Genomic DNA, 21,075 nt, shown 5'->3' with positions numbered 1-21,075 from the left:
GCGAGCCGTCATTGCGAACGTCATTGCGAACGCAGTGAAGCAAACCCGAGCGAAGCGAAGCAATCTGTCAATCAGTAACTCCACAGCAAAAGCTTGCTTCGTCGTCTGCGGCTCCTCGCAAGGACGACCCCTTAAGCACTCATCCGCTCCACCAGTATAGGAATGGAAATTCTATACAATAGCAAACCCACTACCAACAAAGGAATACAAACCGCCAATACCCACCCATAATACGCTAAATACTCCGGACTTTGTCCAACTATAAACGCTCTTGTGGTACTAATAATGGGGGTAAACGGATTGAGTTCCATTAAGGTTTTCATCAATCCCTCTTTTGGAATGGCATATACTACTGGGGTGGCATACATTAAAAAGCCCAATCCCAAACTGATTATTTTTTTAATATCGTTATACAACATACCTATAGGGGTAATAAATAAGCCTATGGTAGTTCCAAATAAAATAGCACCTAAAAATGCAAAAGGAAATAATAACAAACTGCTATGAAATCCCACACCAAACACCACTAAAAATACCAATAATATGATAATTTTTACCAAACTATTAAACAATAATTTGTAAATACCAGATACTAATAAGGCTTCTTTAGGAAAGTTTATTTTGGATAACAACCCCTTGGCTGCTGTAGTACTGCTCATAGGAGCATCTATCGCTTCTTTAATAATAGACCATAACAAAGTACCTGAAAACGCATATACTGGATAAGGAATTCCGGTATCTGTTAAGCGAATAGTACCTGTAAGGTTTAAAAAAATCCAAACAAAAGCGGTGGTTAAAGGAGTGATAAACGCCCAAATAATGCCTAAAAACGATTGGCGATATTGCGCTTTAATATCACGTACTGCCAACTGTTTAGATAAAAACCGAGAGTTGTAAATATCTTTAATACTGTCTTTTAACAGTTTTGCAATGTTGGTGTTATTTTCCTTTTGATATATCTTGGTTTCTAATGCCATTTAAAAATAAATCTCCTATCCTGCTTTTTGAAACGTATGTACAGTTATTTTGTTGTTGTAATTTTTAACAAATGTTTCAATAATAGCTTTTTAGGACGTGCTTGAATTTTGGTTGATTTTGTTGGTAAATATAGGACTTTTTAATGGAAATGGAAGTAGTTTTTTGTCATTACGAACGTCATTGCGAACGTCATTGCGAACGCAGTGAAGCAATCTGTCACTTGTCATTGCGAGCGCAGCGAAGCAATCTGTCACTTGTCATTGCGAACGCAGCGAAGCAATCTGTAACACCTTTACTACCAATCCCCCTCAAATAAATCCTCCCAACTTGGATTTTTTAAAGCAATCAACTGTTCCTTTTTAGCACGACTCCCAGCCTTCAATTGTTTTTCTCTTAAAATTGCTTGTTTGATATCATCAAACACTTCAAAATAAACCAATTTATTACAATTATATCTTGCAGTAAAACCTTTATAAAACTTTGTTTTATGTTGTTGTATGCGCTTTTGTAAATTACTAGTAACCCCTGTATAAATTACCGTATTATTTTTATTGGTGATTAAGTAAACATAGCCCTTTTTCATAGTTTAAAGATAGTAATTTAGTCATTGCGAGCGAAGCGAAGCAATCTGCCCCAGTCATTGCGAGCGCAGCGAAGCAATCTGTAACTTGTCATTGCGAGCGTAGCGAAGCAAACCCGAGCGCAGCGAAGCAATCTGTCACTACACCACCATCCCAGCAGCTACAGTTTCATTGGTAGCCGCATCAATTAAAATAAAACTTCCTGTGGTTCGGTTTTTAGAATAACTATCAATAATCAACGGTAAGGTAGTTCTTAGTTGAACTTTGCAAATGGTATTCATCTCAATTTCTTTAGCTTCTTCATTGCGCTTTAGCGTATCAATATCTACTTTATAATACACGTTTTTAAGAATAGCTTTTTGTTCGTTAGTAGTATGTTTTATGATATATTTAGCTTTGGGTTTGGCGGGTTGATGATGCAACCAACAAAGCATCGCTGTAAGGTCTTGTGTTACTTTAGGAACATTATTCGATTTCACCAACATATCGCCTCTACTAATATCAATTTCATCTTCCAAAGTAAATACCACCGACATATCTACAAAAGCTTCTTCTAACAATTCATCGTACTGATTGATGGTTTTAATGGTAGATGATAAGCCTGATGGATAAACTGTAACTTGATCTCCTGTTCTAAAAATACCTCCAGCTATTTTGCCTGCATACCCTCTAAAATCTGGAAAATCATTGCTTTGCGGACGCAATACAGTTTGCACTGGAAAACGAGCATCTACCTTATTGGTATCACTACTGATATGAATGGTTTCTAAGGTATGTAACAAAGGCGCATTTTGATACCAAGGCATCTGCTGTGAACGTATAACTACATTATCTCCTTTTAATGCACTAATTGGAATATAACGTACATCTTTAATCATCATTTTAGATGAAATTTCTTCATAATCTTGTACAATATTGGTAAAAACTTCCTCGCTATAGTTTACCAAATCCATTTTATTAACACATACAATAATATGAGAAATTTGTAATAATGAAGCTATATAAGAATGTCTTTTAGTTTGTTCAATCACTCCTTTTCTAGCATCAATTAACACAATAGCTACATTGGCGGTAGAAGCACCTGTAACCATATTACGAGTATATTGAATATGACCAGGAGTATCGGCAATGATAAATTTTCGTTTAGGTGTAGTAAAATAACGATACGCTACATCAATGGTTATGCCTTGTTCACGTTCGTCGCGTAATCCATCGGTAAACAATGCCAAATCTAAATGTTCAAAACCTTTCTTTTTACTAATGGCGGCTACATTGCTTAATTGGTCTTCAAAAATGGATTTAGAATCGTATAACAAGCGACCTATTAAGGTGCTTTTTCCATCATCTACACTTCCTGCAGTGGTAAAACGTAATAATTGATTTTTATCTATTTGCATGTTTTTATTTTTTTTATTTACGTCATTGCGAACCGTCATTGCGAGCGCAGCGAAGCAATCTGCCAGTCATTGCGAACCGCCATTGCGAGCGCAGCGAAGCAATCTCTAACTCGGCACTAACAGTTTACTTCGTCATTTCCAACTCCTCGTAAAGACGTTCCCCACGTCATTGCGAGCGCAGCGAAGCAATCTGTCAGTCATTGCGAGCGCAGCGAAGCAAACCCCTTACACAATCTAAAAATACCCCTCCTTTTTACGATCTTCCATCGCAGTTTCAGAGCGTTTGTCATCGGCTCTATTTCCTCGTTCTGTTTCTCTCATGGCAGCAACTTCTTTTACAATTTTTGCTATATTATTCGCTTCGCTTTCAATACCACCACTAATGGTAATATCTCCTAAGGTTCTAAAACGTACTTTTTTGGTAACTACTTTTTCATTTTCAAGGGGAATTAAAAATTCCGATACTGGAATCCAGCTATTATTTCTCCATACCACCTCTCGTTCATGAGCAAAATATAACGAAGGAATTTCAATACCTTCACGTAAAATATAATGCCAAACATCCATTTCTGTCCAATTGCTAATAGGAAATATTCTAAAATGTTCTCCAAGATGCATTTTTGCATTGAATAAATTCCACAACTCCGGACGTTGATTTTTAGGAGTCCACTGCCCAAAATCATCTCTATGTGAAAAAAAACGTTCTTTAGCTCTCGCTTTTTCTTCGTCACGTCTACCGCCACCAATAGCACCATCTATTTGATGCGTTTCTATAGCATCTAACAAAGTGGTAATTTGCAATAAATTTCGAGTGGCTTGGTGCCCTTTTTCTTCCACTACGCGTCCTTCATTTATAGCTTCTTGAACGCTTCCTACAATTAAATTTACATCTAATTTAGCGGCTAAATAATCTCTAAATTTAATTGTTTCAGGAAAATTATGTCCGGTATCTATATGCAATAATGAAAAAGGAATTTTACTTGGGTAAAAAGCTTTTTTTGCCAAATGAGTGAGTACAATAGAATCTTTGCCTCCTGAAAATAAAATTGCAGGGTTTTGAAACTCCGCAAACACTTCTCTCAACACAAAAATGGCTTCAGATTCTAGTTCATCTATATAATTTTGATAGTATTTAGACATCGTTTTACTTATAATTTTGATTTTAAAACTTCTAAAATTTTGGCAACAGCCTTCTGTGGACTTTCTTCAACCGTTTTAATTTCTATTGTTGGATGAGTGGGGTTTTCAAAAGGTGCACTAATCCCCGTAAAATTTTTAATTTCACCTGCACGTGCTTTTTTATACAAACCTTTTACATCGCGTTGTTCACAAACCTCTAAAGGGGTATTTACAAACACTTCAATATAATGCTCGCTTCCAACTATGTTTTTAATTTCTTCTCTAATTTTAGTATATGGGCTTATAAACGCTGCAATAACTACCACACCAGCATCTACAAACAATTTGGCAACTTCTGCGGTTCGTCTTAAATTTTCTTCACGATCTTCTTTTGAAAAAGTCAAATCTTTGTTCAACCCCCTGCGTAAATTATCACCATCTAAACTATAGGTATGTATGTGTTGTTGGTACAATTCTTTTTCTAATAAATTGGCTATGGTAGATTTTCCTGAACCCGATAAGCCGGTAAACCAAATTAAACAAGAGCGGTGTTGATTTATTTGCGCTCTGTCTTGCCTATTAATGGTATAATCTTGTTTTTTTATATGTTTCATCATTTTATTGAACTATAAAATAGGGATTCAACAAGTTTTTTTTATTATAGTGCAATTCTTCAGCTTGCTGCTGTTGCATTACTTTTAAACCCACCGCACTGCAAATTGCATGTCCTGCTGCAGTATCCCATTCCATGGTGGGTGCAAATCTAGGATATATGTTGGCATTTCCCTCAGCAACTTCACAAAATTTTAAGGAACTTCCTTTTGAAATAAGGTTAATTTCTTTACCCTGAGCTTTTAAGCTATGAATAAAATCTGACGTTTCTTTACTGTGATGAGAACGACTTCCCACAATAGTAAGTATTGAATTATTAGTAGTTTGAGGGTGGATTTCCATACAATCTTGAAACAGTTGGTTTGTAAACTGATGCTTACTTAACTCAATTTTATAGGCTTTAGTATCTGAAACAATGGCATAATATAAAGTTTTAGTCACTGGCACATAAATAACTCCAAGTACGGGTTTTCCCTGTTCAATCAATGCAATATTTACGGTAAACTCACCATTTCTTTTAATAAATTCTTTGGTACCATCCAAAGGATCTACCATCCAACAACGCTCCCATTGTTTTCTTGTAGCGTACGATACTTGTTTATTTTCTTCGCTGATAATAGGAAATGGTGTTGTTTTTAAATAGTTATTGATAATGGTATTGGCTTGCTCATCAGCAATGGTTAAAGGAGAACTATCCGATTTTAAGGTAACAGCTATCTTTCCAGCATATACATTCATAATTTCTGCACCTGCTGCAATTGCTGCTTTGATAGCTATTTGTAGGAGTTCTTTCATATATTTTGAAGATGATTTTTTTTGAGGTTTCTTGTCTTTTTTTAGATTTGGTAAATATAAGGCATTCTCCATGAAGATAAAAGGAACTCCGTCAGTCATTGCGAACGTCATTGCGAACGTCATTGCGAGCGTCATTGCGAACGCAGTGAAGCAAACCCCGTCATTGCGAGCGCAGCGAAGCAAACCCCGTCATTGCGAACGCAGTGAAGCAAACCCGAGCGCAACGAAGCAAACTCAAAAATAAAAGTGTTAATTCTAATAATTTAATTAAATTTGCATTTTCTAACATTTCTCTAAAAAAATCGATATATGATTCATTTCTTTGGAAACAAAAACAGCAAAATTTATGCTGTGCAAACGTCAAAAGAACTTTCGCAAGAAGACACTTTAAAATTAAACTGGCTTTTTGGAAACCAAGAAAAACTAACAGAGGCATCTATCGATGCTTTTTTTATTGGTCCTCGTGCCGCTATGATTACGCCTTGGAGTACCAATGCTGTTGAAATTACACAAAACATGGGAATTGAAGGCATTCTAAGAATAGAAGAATTCAATGCTTCCAATGCACAAGAGGAATTTGATCCTATGATTTTTCAAAAGTACCAAATCTTAAATCAAACTACTTTTGATATTGATATAGATCCAACACCAATTTTAGAAATTGAAGACATTGCCGCCTACAACATTCAAGAAGGTTTGGCTTTAAATGAAGAAGAAATTGAGTATTTAAATGAATTGAGCAAGAGAATTGGTAGAAAACTAACCGATTCTGAGGTATTTGGATTTTCTCAAGTAAACTCTGAACACTGTCGTCATAAAATATTTAACGGAACTTTTATCATCGATGGCGAAGCAATGCCAACCTCCTTATTTAAGCTGATTAAAAAAACATCGGAAACCAATCCTAATAGCATCGTATCTGCATATAAAGACAATGTGGCATTTGTAAAAGGACCTACCGTAGAACAATTTGCTCCAAAATCAGCTGACAAACCAGATTTTTATGAAAAAAAGGAGTTCAATTCAGTCATTTCACTAAAAGCGGAAACGCACAACTTCCCTACTACAGTAGAACCTTTTAATGGAGCTGCTACAGGGTCAGGTGGAGAAATTAGAGATCGATTGGCAGGTGGAAAAGGCTCGTTACCTTTGGCGGGTACCGCAGTGTATATGACTTCTTATTCTCGTTTAAACGAAAACCGTCCTTGGGAACAAGGGATGAAAGAAAGAGCGTGGTTGTACCAAACTCCTATGGATATTTTAATCAAAGCCTCTAATGGAGCTTCTGATTTTGGAAATAAATTCGGACAACCTTTAATTACGGGTTCTGTATTGACCTTTGAACACGAAGAAGATGCACGTAAATTAGGCTTTGATAAAGTGATTATGCAGGCGGGTGGTATTGGCTATGGAAAAGCAGAACAAGCCATTAAAGATACCCCTAAGGAAAGTGATAAAATTATAATTCTAGGAGGTGAAAATTATCGCATTGGTATGGGAGGTGCAGCAGTGTCTTCTGCTGATACAGGAGAGTTTGAAAGCGGTATTGAATTAAATGCTGTACAACGTTCCAATCCTGAAATGCAAAAAAGAGCCGCCAATGCCATACGTGGAATGGTAGAAAGTGATATCAATCCTATTGTTTCTATTCACGATCACGGCGCTGGAGGTCATTTAAACTGCTTGTCTGAATTGGTAGAAGAAACCGGAGGATTGATTGACTTAGATCAATTACCTGTTGGCGATCCTACCCTATCTGCAAAAGAAATTATAGGAAATGAATCTCAAGAACGCATGGGATTGGTAATTGGTAAAAATGATGCCGAAACTTTAAAGCGTGTGGCGGAAAGAGAACGTTCTCCTTATTATGAAGTAGGTGAAGTTACCAACAATCAACGTTTTACGTTTGAATCTAAAACCAAAGGCGATAAACCTATGGATTTAGCGTTGACCGACATGTTTGGAAGCTCTCCTAAAACGATTATGACAGATACTTCCTTAAAAAGAAATTATGCGGAAGTTCCCTATTCTGAACAAAACATTCCCAACTATATCAAACAAGTTTTGCAGTTAGAAGCGGTTGCTTGTAAAGATTGGTTAACCAATAAAGTAGATCGTTGTGTAGGTGGTAAAGTAGCCAAACAACAATGTGCAGGCCCTTTACAACTGCCATTAAATAATGTGGGGGTAATGGCATTGGATTATCAAGGAAAAGAAGGAATTGCTACTTCTATTGGACATGCACCTGTAAGTGCTCTTATCGATCCTGCTGCTGGAAGTAAAAATGCCATTGCAGAAGCCTTAACTAACATTATTTGGGCGCCGTTACAAGATAATTTAGCATCGGTTTCTTTATCAGCAAACTGGATGTGGCCTTGTAAAAATGAAGGTGAAGATGCCCGTTTGTACCAAGCAGTAAAAGCGGTTTCAGAATTTGCCATTGAATTAGGCATCAATGTACCTACTGGAAAAGATTCTCTTTCTATGAAACAAAAATATCCTAATGAAGAAGTTATTTCTCCTGGAACAGTGGTTATTTCAGCTGCTGCGCATTGTAATGATATTTCTAAAGTAGTAGAACCCGTACTTCAAAAAAGAGGTTTAAATAAAGTATATTACATCAACTTATCTAACGATTGCTTTAAATTAGGGGGCTCTTCTTTTGCTCAAATTCAAAATAAAATTGGAACAGAAACGCCAACCATAAAAGATGCAGCCAAATTTAAAAATGCTTTTAATACCGTACAACAACTTATTAAAGAAGGTAAAATTTTAGCCGGACACGATATTTCTGCTGGTGGAATGCTTACTACCTTATTAGAGCTGTGTTTTGCACAAGAGCAAATAGGTTTAAACATTGATATTTCTTCTTTAGGTGAAGCTGATACTGTAAAAGCGTTGTTTGCCGAAAATAGCGGTATCATTTTCCAAAGTGATTCGGAAGATATTGCTTCCATACTCACTGAAAACCAGGTAGAATTTTTTGAATTAGGAAATGCGGTTAGAAGCAAATCTGTAAAAATTACAAACAACGGAAAAGTAATAGAATTTAATATTCCTGAATTGCGTGATGTTTGGTATGAAACTTCGTATTTATTAGATCGTAAGCAAACTGCAAATGATTTGGCAAAAGAACGTTTTAACAATTATAAGGTACAACCTTTAACTTTTAAATTACCCAATCATTTTACAGGAAAACTTCCAGTAATAGACCCTACAAAACCACGACCAAAAGCGGCGATTATTCGTGAAAAAGGAAGTAATAGTGAGCGTGAAATGGCACATGCCATGTATTTGGCTGGTTTTGATGTAAAGGATGTACATATGACCGACTTAATTAGTGGCAGAGAAACTTTAGAGGACATTCAATTTATCGGTGCTGTTGGTGGTTTCTCCAACTCAGATGTACTAGGCTCTGCCAAAGGGTGGGCTGGAGCATTTTTATACAATGAAAAAGCCAAAACAGCTTTAGATAACTTCTTTAAACGTGAAGATACGCTATCCGTTGGTATTTGTAATGGTTGTCAATTATTTATGGAATTAGAAGTTATCAATCCAGAACACAAGGTGCATGGTAAAATGCTTCACAACGATTCACATAAACACGAAAGTAATTTTACCTCGGTAAACATTCAAGAAAACAACTCGGTAATGTTATCTAGTTTAGCAGGAAGCACTTTAGGAGTTTGGATTTCTCACGGAGAAGGTAAATTTAATTTGCCAATGGAAGAAAATGACTACCATATTGTTGCAAAATATGGCTATGACACATATCCTGCCAACCCTAATGGATCTGATTATAATGTAGCGATGATGAGCAGTAAAGATGGAAGACATTTGGTAATGATGCCACATATTGAACGTTCTATTTTCCAATGGAATTGGGCGTATTACCCAAGCGAAAGAACAGATGAAGTTTCTCCTTGGCTAGAAGCTTTTGTGAATGCAAGAAAATGGTTGACTAAAAACTAATCACTATTCAATTCCATAAAAAAACCTCTTTTAAATTTAAAAGAGGTTTTTTTATGCTTGTTGGTTTTGTACCTAAGAAGCAGTTGCTAATTTTAGAGAATTTGTTTTATTTTTATGTGCCTTTGTGATAGAAAATTTCATGACAATAGCCACAATTAATGCCACTATAAATAAGCTAGCAAATACATATAAGGTAGCATCTAACGAACCTGTTTTTGCTTTTACAACATCATAAATAGTAGGTCCTACAACACCTGCCAATCCCCAAGCTGTTAAAATCAATCCTTGAATGGCTCCTAATTCTTTTGTCCCAAATAAATCACTAATAAAAGCTGGTAACATGGCAAAACCACCACCATACATTGAAATGATGGTAAATAAGGTAGCTAAAAATAAAAGTTCATACGCAAGCGCTGGTAACAGGTAAAATGCCACTATTTGAAAAGCAAAAAATAAGATATAAATGGTAATACGCCCTAAATAATCTGATAAACTAGACCAAAAAAGTCGACCTAAACCGTTAAAAATCCCTATAAATCCAACCATAGCAGCGGCTTCCATAGGGGAATAGTTTAATTTTTCTTGCAGAATAGGACTTGCAGAAGAAATCAATGCAATTCCGCAGGCAATATTGATAAACATCATCAACCATAAATAGTAAAATCTAGGTTTTTTGATGGCTTCTTTGGCACTTATATTTTCAAGATCTTGCTGTTTTAAGGTGTTGTTTTCAGGATAATAACCTTCTGGAATATACTCTTTAGGGGGTTGTTGCATATACCTTGCAGATCCCACAATTAATACCATAAAAATACTTCCCAATACATAAAAAGCATTGGCAATACCTACTGTATTAAAAAGGTATTGCATGAAAGGCCCAAAAATTAATGCTGAAAATCCAAATCCCATAATTGCCATCCCTGTAGCCAGTCCTTTTTTATCAGGAAACCATTTTACCAAGGTACTTATAGGCGAAATATAACCTAAGCCCAATCCAATACCACCAATAATTCCATAACCTATATAAAATAGCGGTAAAGAACCTATATGAATGGCGATACCAGTAGTCACAATTCCAATTCCGTATAAAATTCCTGCGGTAGTTCCACTTCGTTGGGGACCCACTTTTTCTACCCATTTTCCTAAAAAGGCTGCAGAAAAGCCTAGCATTAAAATGGCTAGCTTAAAAGCCCATTTGATAGCGCTTCCTTCTACTTCAAAAATATCTTTTACGGGATTGGTCATTACCGAATAAGCATATACAGAACCGATGGAAACTTGTATTCCTACTGCTGAAGCAGCTATGAGCCATCTGTTTTTTAAGTGTTGTGTGTTCATTATTTAGATAGGATATTTCCTTTTAATTTGTTTTTACTTCTTTAAAATAGTTTTGTAAAATGGCAACCGCAGCTTGTAATTCATCAGGAGTATTTTCACGTGCATCTTTTAATTGATATTCCCAACCTAAAGCTTCCCATTTATGAATTCCCAATTTATGATAAGGTTGTAATTCAATTTTCTCAATGGTCGTATAGTTTTTAAAATACTTTCCCATGGCATGCAATAATTCGGGCTTATGGGTAATTTCAGGAATTAACACATAGCGCAACCACATTGGTTTACCTGAAGCTTCTCTATAAGCTGCAAAATTGAAAGTGGTTTCTTTACAACTCTTCCCTGTTAAAGCTACATAGCCTTCTTCAGTCATATGCTTAATATCTAGCATGACTAAATCTGTATAATCATCTAACAATTGTTTGGCATAACTATTTAATATTCTACCATTGGTGTCAATATTGGTATGAATACCTTCTTCTTTTAATCGTTTAAAAAATGGGATGAGTTCTTTGGCTTGCAATAAAGGCTCTCCACCTGAAACCGTTACGCCTCCTTTTTTTCCAAAGTAAGGTTTCATTTTTAAAGCAATTTCAACAAGTTGTTCAATGGTATATTCCATACCTCCTGAGGTTTCAATGGTATCAGGATTATGGCAATACAAACATTTCAGTTTACACCCTTGCAAAAAAATTACCAACCGTATTCCTGGTCCGTCATGAGTACCAAAAGACTCTATAGAATGAACTCTCAATATGTTTGCTGTTGTTTTGATAATTTTCTTTTTTGTGGCTATTGAAGGGCTATATATAGCCCTTCAATAGAAATATTAATTGGGGTTGGTTACAAAGATTCGTGGAACGAGCGTGTAATCACTTCTAATTGTTGTTCTTTGGTTAAACGAACAAAATTAACCGCATAACCAGAAACACGAATGGTTAATTGAGGATATTCATCAGGGTTTTCCATGGCATCTAACAACATTTCTTTATTTAATACATTCACATTTAAATGCTGAGCGTTTCTATAAAAATATCCATCTAAAGTAGTCGCCAAATTTTCAATTTGTTCTTCTTCAGTAGCACCTAATGATTTTGGTACAATTGAAAAGGTATTTGAAATTCCATCTTTAGAGTCGGCATAATTAATTTTAGATACTGAATTTAAAGAAGCAATAGCACCGTTACAATCGCGACCGTGCATTGGGTTTGCTCCTGGGGCAAAAGGCACTCCTTTAGCTCTACCATCAGGGGTTGCTCCAGTTTTTTTACCATAAGAAACGTTAGAAGTAATGGTTAAAACCGACATGGTAACTTCGGCATCTTTATACACTGGTAATTTTTTTAACTCATTATTAAATTCAGCAACCGCACCACTTGCTAATAAATCTACCCGATCATCATCATTACCATACATAGGAAACTCCCCTTCAATTTCAAAATCAACAGTCAAACCTTGCTCATTTCTTATCGGTTTTACTTTGGCATATTTGATGGCTGACAACGAATCTGCTACAATAGATAAACCAGCAATACCATACGCTATATTGATACTTGGGTTGGTATCTATTAAAGACATTTGAGCTTTTTCGTAATAGTATTTATCGTGCATATAGTGGATAATATTCATAGAATCGTTATACACTCTAGCTACTTGCTTCATCGCAATTCTAAAATTAGCCATCACTTTATTAAAATCTAAATATTCGTCGGTATATTCAGGTATTCCTTCTACAATTGGGGTACCTGTAAATTCACAACGACCACCATTTAAAGCTAGTAATAATGTTTTTGCCAAATTGGTACGTGCGCCAAAAAACTGAATAGATTTTCCAAGTTCTTGGTAAGAAACACAACAAGCAATGCCATAATCATCAGACCCACGACTTTTAAGCATTAGATCGTCATTCTCAAATTGAATAGATGAAGTATCTATGGCTACTTTTGCACAGTAGTTTTTAAAGTTTTGAGGTAAATGTTCAGACCATAAAATGGTAATATTTGGTTCTGGTGAAGGTCCTAAATTATATAAGGTATTTAAAAAACGGAATGAAGTTTTGGTTACTTTGGTTCTACCATCAGCCAACATTCCTCCGATAGCTTCAGTTACCCACGTTGGATCACCAGCAAAAATTTCATCATAGGCTTCCATACGTAAATGGCGTACCATACGAAGTTTCATCACAAATTGATCGATGTATTCTTGTGCTTCCACTTCTGTAATCAGCCCAGCTGCTAAATCTCTTTCTATAAAAATATCTAAAAAAGAAGACACATTTCCTAAAGACATGGCTGCTCCATCTTGTTCTTTCACCGCTGCTAAATACGCCATATAGGTCCATTGTACAGCTTCACGAGCGTTTTCAGCAGGTCTGGATAAATCTAAGTGATAAGATTTCCCCATTTCCACCATTTCTTTTAACGCTTTAATTTGCTCAGAAACCTCTTCACGCAAACGAATAACCTTGTCACTCATTGGCCCTACAATAGTCGCTAAATCTTGTTTTTTAGCGGCAATCAATCTATCAATCCCATACAATGCAATACGGCGGTAATCTCCAATAATTCTTCCTCTGGCATAATTATCTGGCAAGCCTGTTAAAAACCCTAATGAACGGTATTTTTTAATTTCATCGGTATAGGCATCAAAAACACCATCGTTATGTGTTTTTACGTATTTTGTAAACAATTCTGAAAGATGGTCGCTTGGCTTTAATCCATGTTCAGAAAGTGCTTTTTGAACTACTTTAAAGCCGCCAAATGGTTTCATCGCTCTTTTTAAAAGCTCATTGGTTTGTAAACCAACAATTACTTCATTTTTTTGATCAATATATCCCGCTTCAAAAGCATTGATTCCAGAAATGACTTCGGTATCTACTGAACGTACGCCATTACGCTCTCTTTCCTCTTTGGTTCCTTGTTTACAAGCTTCCCATAATTGTTGAGTTTTTTCACTCGGCCCAACTAAAAAGTGATGCGTTCCATGATAGGGTGAAATATTTTTGGCAACAAAGTCTCTTAAATTAATAAATTCATTCCAAACACCTTCATTAAATTTCTTAATTTTCATATATTTTAATTTAAATTTTAATCCTAATTTTCTTGAATTCTGGTACAAAATTAGTCCAATTAAATAGGTAAAATATGACAAAAATCATTGAATAATTAAGCCTTTTAAGTCTAGTGTTTTCAAGGCTTCACTAAAACGTTTGAAAATGTATTCTATGAAAAAACAGCTTCTTTTCAAAAAAAGAAAAAAAATATCATTTTTTTAAAAACGTATGTTTTTTTGATGCTTTTATTTAAAATTGAAGACAAAAAAAGGGATGCTTTTGGCATCCCTTTTTATATCATTCAAACTTTTTATTGTTTAACCGTTTCTAAAGGCACTTCTTCTCCTTCTTTTGAAACTAATTTTACTTCATCAAAGCCCATAGACTTGAATTGTGCAAATTGAGTAGCAGCATCACCAACCACTAAATACAACATTTTAGATTCATCTAAATATTTATTGGCTAATTTTTTATGCTGTTCTAAGGTCATATTATTAATAATACTTTCTTCATTTTCAATATAATTTGCTGGTAAATTATACGTACTCATTTCTTGTAACATTCCTAATAAAGATCCTTGAGTTTCAAAACGACGTGCATTGGATTTGATCAAAGCATTTTTAGTAAATTCCAAATCTTCAGCGCTTATTCCTTCTTTATATGTTGCTATTTCATCTTTAAAAATTTGAACAGACTCTCCTGTAGTATTGGTTCTAACACTTGAGGAAGCTGAAAATGTTCCAGGTATTTTAGATCCACTAAAGCCAGTACGAGCTCCATAAGTATAGCCTTTTTCTTCACGTAGTACTAAATTCACATTTCCAGAAAAAGAACCGCCTAATTTATAATTCATCACTTCTACTGGATAAAAATCTTTATCCGTTCTTGGCAATGCAATATAACCAATATTGATTACAGACTGTTTGGCGTTTGGAATGTCAACAAAAAATAAGGAAGATTTATCACGTGTATTTGCTATTGGATACGTTGGTATTTCAACCTCTTTGGCTTGCCAATCATTTTCTAAGCCTTTTAATACTTCTAAGGTTTTTTCTTTGGTGATATTACCAACCATATGAAACTTGCTAATTGATGGACTGAAATTTTTAGTGTAAAAATCTTTTAAATCATCAATGGTAATGGCTTCAACAGAAGCTACTGTACCACTTGCAGGATAACTAAATATATGATCTTTACCATACAACGATTTGTTAAACACACGATTTGCCACTTGATTTGGGTTTGAATTTGAACGTGTAATTTGATTGATGGTACTTGTTTTTATACGAGCAAATTCTTCTTCATCCCAACGTGGTTCTAATAAAATTTCTTTGATCAACTCCATTGTTTTTGGTAAGTTTCTCACTAAAGTATTTCCTCTAATAACTATAGATTCGTTGGTGGTGTACATATTGATATTAGCTCCTAATAATTCTATGGCCTCTTCCAATTCTTCAGGTGTTTTGTTAACTGTACCTTCCATCATAATATCAGTCATTAAATTTGCTACTCCATTTTTTTCGATAGCATCTAATAAATGACCACCTTCTATAACCAAGCTAAAGTTCACCAACGGAATTTCATTTTGTTCAATACCATAAACTTGTATTCCATTTGCTAATTCCGCAGTCCAGCTTTGTGGGATACTTAGTTTAGGGGATTCTCCTTGTGCTGGAGCTACAGAACGATCAATTTTTGAAGGTGTTTTTACCACCTCATCGTTTTTATCTACAACCGTTTTAGTGACATTTTCTTTTATTTCTTCTTCAACCACTTCAGCTTTTACAGAATTATCAGCAACTAAATCTAACTGTCCCTTAGGTACAAAACTCGTCATTACAAAAGGTTTTCCTTTAAGGTAGGTTTCATACACACGCATCACATCTTCTTTGGTTACCTTTTTAATATTTTCAATGTCTTGTTCAATAAATTTAGGAGTTCCTGCAAATACGTTGTATTGTGCCAATTGAAATGATTTTCCTAAAACACTGCTAATTCCATTATAAAAACTAGTTTCTAAACCAGCTTTGATACGTTCAATATCTTTATCTTGAATGCCTTCTTTTTCAAATAGCTCAAATGCCTCAAAAATACCAGCTTCTACATCTTTTAAGCTTTTACCATTGTTGGCAGTAATTGAAATATGAAATTCTCCAGCCAATTCTTGGGCTCTATTATATGCAGTAGTTCTAGAGGTCAATTCTTTTTCTTTAACTAAAACTTTGTACAATGGTGCTTTTTTTCCACTTGAAAGTAGTTCCGCTAAAAAGTCTAAAGCATACGCATCATCTACATATTGTTGAGTTGTTGGCCATACAATATTTAATTGTGGAGCTGAAGCAAAATTATCTTCATGATACAAACGCTTGGTTTCTGAAATAGTAATTGGTTGCGCAGGTAATGGTGTTACTTCTTGTCTTTTTTTAATTTCTCCAAAATATTTTTCAATCAAAGCTTTAGCATCTTCCAATTCAAAATCTCCGGCTAAAACTAAAGTTGCATTATTTGGTCCATAAAACTTGTCGTAAAATTCTTTTACATCAGCAACGGTAGCATTTTGTAAATCTTCTAATTCACCTATTACTTGCCAACTATAAGGATGTCCTTTTGGGTATAAATTTTTATCCAATACCCAACTTGTATGACCATATGGATTGTTATCTACACGTTGTCTTTTTTCGTTTTGAACCACTTCTTGTTGGTTGTAAAAAGCAGATTCTGTAACGGTATTGATTAAATATCCCATTCTATCGCTTTCTAACCATAGTACGGTTTCTAAAGCATTGTTTGGTACCACTTCATAGTAAATAGTACCATCTTTCCAAGTACCTCCATTAAGTGTTCCTCCTAAATCTTGAATTTTTTTAAAAAATTGATCTTGAGGTACATTTTCAGATTCTTGAAATAACATGTGCTCAAACAAGTGAGCAAAACCAGTTCTTCCAGTTTTTTCCCTATTAGAACCTACTCCATATTGTATGGCTACCGATACAATTGGATCACTTTTATCTTGATGTAAAACTACATCTAGACCATTTTCTAACTCATATTTTTCAAAATCTATTGAAAATTGAGTTTCATTACTAGCAATTTTTGTGTCTTCTTTTTTACATGAAGTCATTAAAAAAGGCAACAAGAATAGCGTAAAAATTAAATTTTTTAAATTCTTTTGAAGCATATTTATGTGTTTTTTTAGAATTGACTAAATATACACAAGATTATTTAAATAAGTCACCTTCTTTTAAAAACTTAATTTTAAGGTGTTTACCATAGTTGTTTATTTGATAGATAGTTCATCAACAAAAATCCAAGCAGCTCCTTTTCTTATATGCCATTCTGGAAGTGTTCCTCTGTTTTTAGCGACTATTTTTATAAATCCTACCTTTTGTTTTTCAAAATTAGTTTCTATTCTTTTAATAAAAGGATCTCTTTTTTCTATAGTTTCAATGGCTGAATTAAGTACTGGAAGATAATTTTTCCCATCTTTTGAAATTGCTATAGAAACATTAGTTGGCAACATAACCGAAGTTGAACCTATGTGTTGAAAGAAATTTAAGCCTATATAAGAAAGTTCACTTACACTTCCTAAATCAATGGTAACCTCAAAGTCATCTTTTTTAAATCCTTGCCAATGAGGATCATCACCTCTAGAAATGGCAAATTTTTGATCGAACAAGGCTTCAGCACCACCTCCACTATACGCATCATTATACGCATTTGTATAGGTGATAGTACATTGATCACTAAAACTGGTAGAAAACATTTTTATCAACGGATACCCTGTTTGTTCTCCATTTCTAAAACATACCGCATGTAAATGGATAGGTGAAGTATAACGAATAGGCTTAGTATATACGGTTGAATTTAATGTTGGTTCAGAACCATCTAAAGTATATCTAATTTCATAACGATTGAGTTCATTGGCTAATCTTAAATTAAATTGTTGGGTAGTTTTATCATAGCTCACTTGGTAATTAGGTGTTAATGAACTTGTTGCATACTCATAACCTAATTCTTGAAACCTATCAAATTGAACATCGAGTTTGTCTATAAATTTTTCTTTATTTTTTTGAGTTGAAGGAGTCCACAAAGCTTCAGAAAGTGCACTAATTCGAGGTAAAATCATATATTGAATATGGTTTAATGAAGTAATTTGCTCTGTCCAAAGGTTTGCTTGTCCTCCTAAAATATGATGCTTTTTATCTGCTGCAATTTCATTTGGAATAGGATGAAACTCATACACTTTTAAAAGATTGTTATACCCACCCCAAGATGGTGGTTCAAACTCGCTACTCCCTTGACTGTGGTCAAAATAACAAGGTGAACCTGGCGACATTACTACATCGTGCCCCTCATTTGCTGCTTCAATTCCACCTTTAACTCCACGCCAAGACATTACGGTAGCTCTTTCAGGCAAACCACCTTCTAAAATTTCATCCCAGCCTATTAATTTTTTATTTTTTGAATGAATAAACTGCTCCATTCTTTTAACAAAATAACTTTGCAATTCATCAGCATTTTTTAAGTTTTCTGTTGCCATACGTTGTTTACAATCGCTACATTGCAACCAACCTTCTTTACCTACTTCATCTCCTCCAATATGTAAATATTGACTAGGAAATAATTCAACCACCTCTGTTATGATATTTTGTAAAAAAGTAAAAGCACCATCGTTACCAGCACAATACACGCCTGTACTTTCAACACCCTTGCACATAAACTCTGGATAACATTGTAAGGCAGCTTCCGAATGTCCTGGCATTTCAATTTCTGGAATTACTTCAATATAACGTTCAGCCGCATAAGCTACAATCTCTTTAATATCTTCTTTGGTATAATAACCACCATATACCTCTCCATCAAAATTTTGCTCACAAACTTCAAATTCTTCCCAAGGCTTTCTATTTTCTTTTACTTTTCTCCAAGCGCCTTTTTGAGTTAACATTGGATACTTCTCAATTTGTATGCGCCATCCAATACCATCAACTAAATGCCAGTGAAATTTATTCATTTTATGCATTGCTAAAATATCTATCACCTGTTTAACTGAATCTTTTGGTAAAAAATGTCTTGATACATCTAGCATCATTCCTCTCCATTTAAATTCGGGAGCATCTTTTATGGTTACTAAGGAAAGTATTGGTTTTTGAATGCTATTTTTAGGACTTAATAGTTGCTTTATAGTTTGAACTCCGTAAAAAATTCCTTGATAAGTTCCGGCTCGAATTGCAATTCCTTTTTTTGAAACCGTTAAATCATAAGCTCCTTCTTTTATTTGTTCACCTACTTTTGTTAGAAAAATAGCATTGTTTTGAGCTGTAGTTGAAACTTCTATACTTAAAGAAAATTGATTTTTTAAAAAAGTAATCAGTTCATTAGCTATGCTTTTAGCATCTTCAGATTCATCAATTACTATAACTGTTTGCTCATTGATTTCAAAATACCCATCTTGATATTGAATATGAGCTGGTTCTGGAATAATTCCAAGACGTTTTGGTGGCTCTTGCTGACAAGAAATAGTAATTAATACTGCTGCTAATACAATAATTTTAGAGATGTTCATTGGAGCTTATACTTTTAAATGGAAGTTTTTAATTTGTACAAATAACTATTATTTAAATAGTTATTTTTGAAGTCCTTTAGCTTTGAGATATCTAGTTAAATTTGTTTGGGTTAAAGCATCACTATCACCATATTTTAACCTGAGTTCTTTTAGCTGTTGATGCATTTTCTTCTGAACTTTTGCATACGATGGGTTATTGTATAGATTTTTCATTTCTGAAGGGTCTTTTTCCAAATCATACAATTCCCAAGCATCTATATCATAATAAAAATGAATGAGTTTATAACGAGCTGTTCTAATTCCGTAATGCCGCTTTACATGATGTTCTCCTGGAAATTCATAATAGGTATAATAAATCGCATCTCTCCATTCACTTACTTCTCCATTCACCAATTTTCTAAACGATTCTCCTTGGACATCTTTAGGTATTTCAACACCTGCATAATCTAAAAAAGTAGGTGCAAAATCTAAATTTTGAACTAATTTATCAATGGTAGTTCCTGGTTTTATTTCTTTAGGATATTTCATAAGTATGGGAGTTCTAAAAGACTCTTCATACATAAAACGTTTGTCGAACCACCCATGCTCTCCTAAATAAAAACCTTGATCTGAAGTGTAAACTACTATGGTATTTTCTGAAAGCCCTTGTGTATCAAGATATTCTAAAATTTCACCCACCCCATCATCTACAGATTGTATGGTGCGTAGGTAATCTTTTATATACCTATTGAACTTCCACTTGGCTAAGTCTTTTCCTTGATAATTTTTCTCTTTAAAATCTTTTATGATAGGTGTATAATATGCATCCCAAACCTTTTTTTGAAGCGAATCCATTCTATTATACTGATTTTCAAACGCTTTTCTGTACCTTGTTTTTAACGCTCCTTCTACATCTAACATTTTTAAATCGTACACCACATCCATATCTTTATAAATTCCCATTTCATGTTTAGAGGCTGCCAATCTACCCGAATAATCATCATAAAAGTTCGCTGGAAGTTCAAACTCTTTATCCTCAAATAAAGTGAAATACTTTTCTTCTGGCATCCAAGTTCTATGCGGTGCTTTTTGATGATACAAGAGCAAAAAAGGGGCGTCTTTTTTACGTTTGTTTTGTAACCAATCTAACGCAATGTTAGTCGTTACCTTAGTCACATATCCTTGGTATTGTTTTCGAACTCCATTTTCAATAAAATCTGGGTTGTAGTATTCTCCTTGCCCTGGCAAAACATTTGAATAATCAAAACCTTGTGGTAAGCCTTTTAAATGAATTTTTCCGACCAAAGCTGTTTGATATCCTGATTTTTGAAGCTGCTTGGCAAAATTATCTTGATCCCAATTATAAGGTAATATGTTATCTACTTTACCATTGATATGACTGTGTTTTCCAGTAAGCATTACTGCTCTGCTTGGAGCACAAATAGAATTGGTTACAAATCCTTGATTGAAAATGACTCCTTCTGTTGCAATTCTATCAATATTAGGTGTATTGTTAAGACCGTGACCATAAGCGCTTATTGCTTGATATGCATGGTCATCACTCATAATAAAAACAATATTTGGCTGTTTAACTTCAACAATTGCTTTAGTTACTTTGCCTTTAGACTGTTGACAACTACTCAAAGTTAACACACAGCTAAAAACACCTAGAAAAAGTGAAATTTTGTTAAA

The 21,075-nt window shown here is 34.5% G+C and carries 13 protein-coding genes; 1 reads left to right on the top strand and 12 read right to left on the bottom strand.

Annotated elements, in window-relative coordinates; all coding sequences use genetic code 11:
• Positions 1-131 precede the first annotated feature (131 nt).
• The 6 genes from ACFQZW_RS08445 to cysQ form a co-directional block, all read right to left on the bottom strand.
• Positions 132-977, bottom strand: coding sequence for an ABC transporter permease (locus ACFQZW_RS08445; RefSeq protein WP_298262428.1), 846 nt, complete (start codon positions 975-977; stop codon positions 132-134).
• A gap of 296 nt (positions 978-1,273) precedes the next feature.
• The gene (locus ACFQZW_RS08440; protein WP_298262427.1) at positions 1,274-1,561 is read right to left on the bottom strand and encodes a GIY-YIG nuclease family protein; all 288 of its coding nucleotides are present in this window, start codon (positions 1,559-1,561) and stop codon (positions 1,274-1,276) included.
• A 138-nt stretch (positions 1,562-1,699) separates the two neighbouring features.
• The gene (locus ACFQZW_RS08435) at positions 1,700-2,956 is read right to left on the bottom strand and encodes a sulfate adenylyltransferase subunit 1 (RefSeq protein WP_386782345.1); all 1,257 of its coding nucleotides are present in this window, start codon (positions 2,954-2,956) and stop codon (positions 1,700-1,702) included.
• Between the two features lie 234 nt (positions 2,957-3,190).
• Positions 3,191-4,096, bottom strand: coding sequence for a sulfate adenylyltransferase subunit CysD (gene cysD, locus ACFQZW_RS08430; RefSeq protein WP_386782343.1), 906 nt, complete (start codon positions 4,094-4,096; stop codon positions 3,191-3,193).
• 8 nt (positions 4,097-4,104) lie between these two features.
• Positions 4,105-4,692, bottom strand: coding sequence for an adenylyl-sulfate kinase (gene cysC, locus ACFQZW_RS08425; RefSeq protein ID WP_386782341.1), 588 nt, complete (start codon positions 4,690-4,692; stop codon positions 4,105-4,107).
• 1 nt (position 4,693) lies between these two features.
• The gene (gene cysQ / locus ACFQZW_RS08420; protein WP_386782339.1) at positions 4,694-5,593 is read right to left on the bottom strand and encodes a 3'(2'),5'-bisphosphate nucleotidase CysQ; all 900 of its coding nucleotides are present in this window, start codon (positions 5,591-5,593) and stop codon (positions 4,694-4,696) included.
• 198 nt (positions 5,594-5,791) lie between these two features.
• Between cysQ and purL the strand changes: the two genes are divergently transcribed.
• Positions 5,792-9,454, top strand: coding sequence for a phosphoribosylformylglycinamidine synthase (purL, locus tag ACFQZW_RS08415; protein ID WP_386782337.1), 3,663 nt, complete (start codon positions 5,792-5,794; stop codon positions 9,452-9,454).
• A gap of 72 nt (positions 9,455-9,526) precedes the next feature.
• On the opposite strand, the gene ACFQZW_RS08410 is transcribed toward purL, so the two are convergent.
• The 6 genes from ACFQZW_RS08410 to ACFQZW_RS08385 form a co-directional block, all read right to left on the bottom strand.
• Positions 9,527-10,792 carry an L-lactate MFS transporter gene (locus ACFQZW_RS08410; protein WP_386782335.1) on the bottom strand — a complete coding sequence of 422 codons (1,266 nt, stop codon included), beginning with the start codon at positions 10,790-10,792 and terminating at the stop codon, positions 9,527-9,529.
• A gap of 22 nt (positions 10,793-10,814) precedes the next feature.
• Entirely contained in the window at positions 10,815-11,543 is a 729-nt protein-coding gene (gene pflA, locus ACFQZW_RS08405; protein WP_386782332.1) for a pyruvate formate-lyase-activating protein, read from the bottom strand.
• 89 nt (positions 11,544-11,632) lie between these two features.
• Entirely contained in the window at positions 11,633-13,858 is a 2,226-nt protein-coding gene (gene pflB / locus ACFQZW_RS08400) for a formate C-acetyltransferase (RefSeq protein WP_386782330.1), read from the bottom strand.
• Positions 13,859-14,151: 293 nt separating this feature from the next.
• Positions 14,152-16,962, bottom strand: a complete 2,811-nt coding sequence (locus tag ACFQZW_RS08395) for a M16 family metallopeptidase (protein WP_386783051.1) — start codon at positions 16,960-16,962, stop codon at positions 14,152-14,154.
• A 156-nt stretch (positions 16,963-17,118) separates the two neighbouring features.
• Positions 17,119-19,404: a glycoside hydrolase family 20 protein gene (locus tag ACFQZW_RS08390; protein ID WP_386782328.1), complete on the bottom strand. Its 2,286-nt coding sequence runs from the start codon at positions 19,402-19,404 to the stop codon at positions 17,119-17,121.
• A 60-nt stretch (positions 19,405-19,464) separates the two neighbouring features.
• Entirely contained in the window at positions 19,465-21,036 is a 1,572-nt protein-coding gene (locus tag ACFQZW_RS08385; RefSeq protein ID WP_386783049.1) for a sulfatase family protein, read from the bottom strand.
• Positions 21,037-21,075: the final 39 nt, after the last annotated feature.

Source organism: Lutibacter aestuarii (assembly GCF_042676885.1).
In the GTDB taxonomy this organism is placed as follows: domain Bacteria; phylum Bacteroidota; class Bacteroidia; order Flavobacteriales; family Flavobacteriaceae; genus Lutibacter; species Lutibacter aestuarii.
Note: the sequence above shows the minus strand (reverse complement) of the source record. Positions and strands in the feature narration are given on the sequence as shown.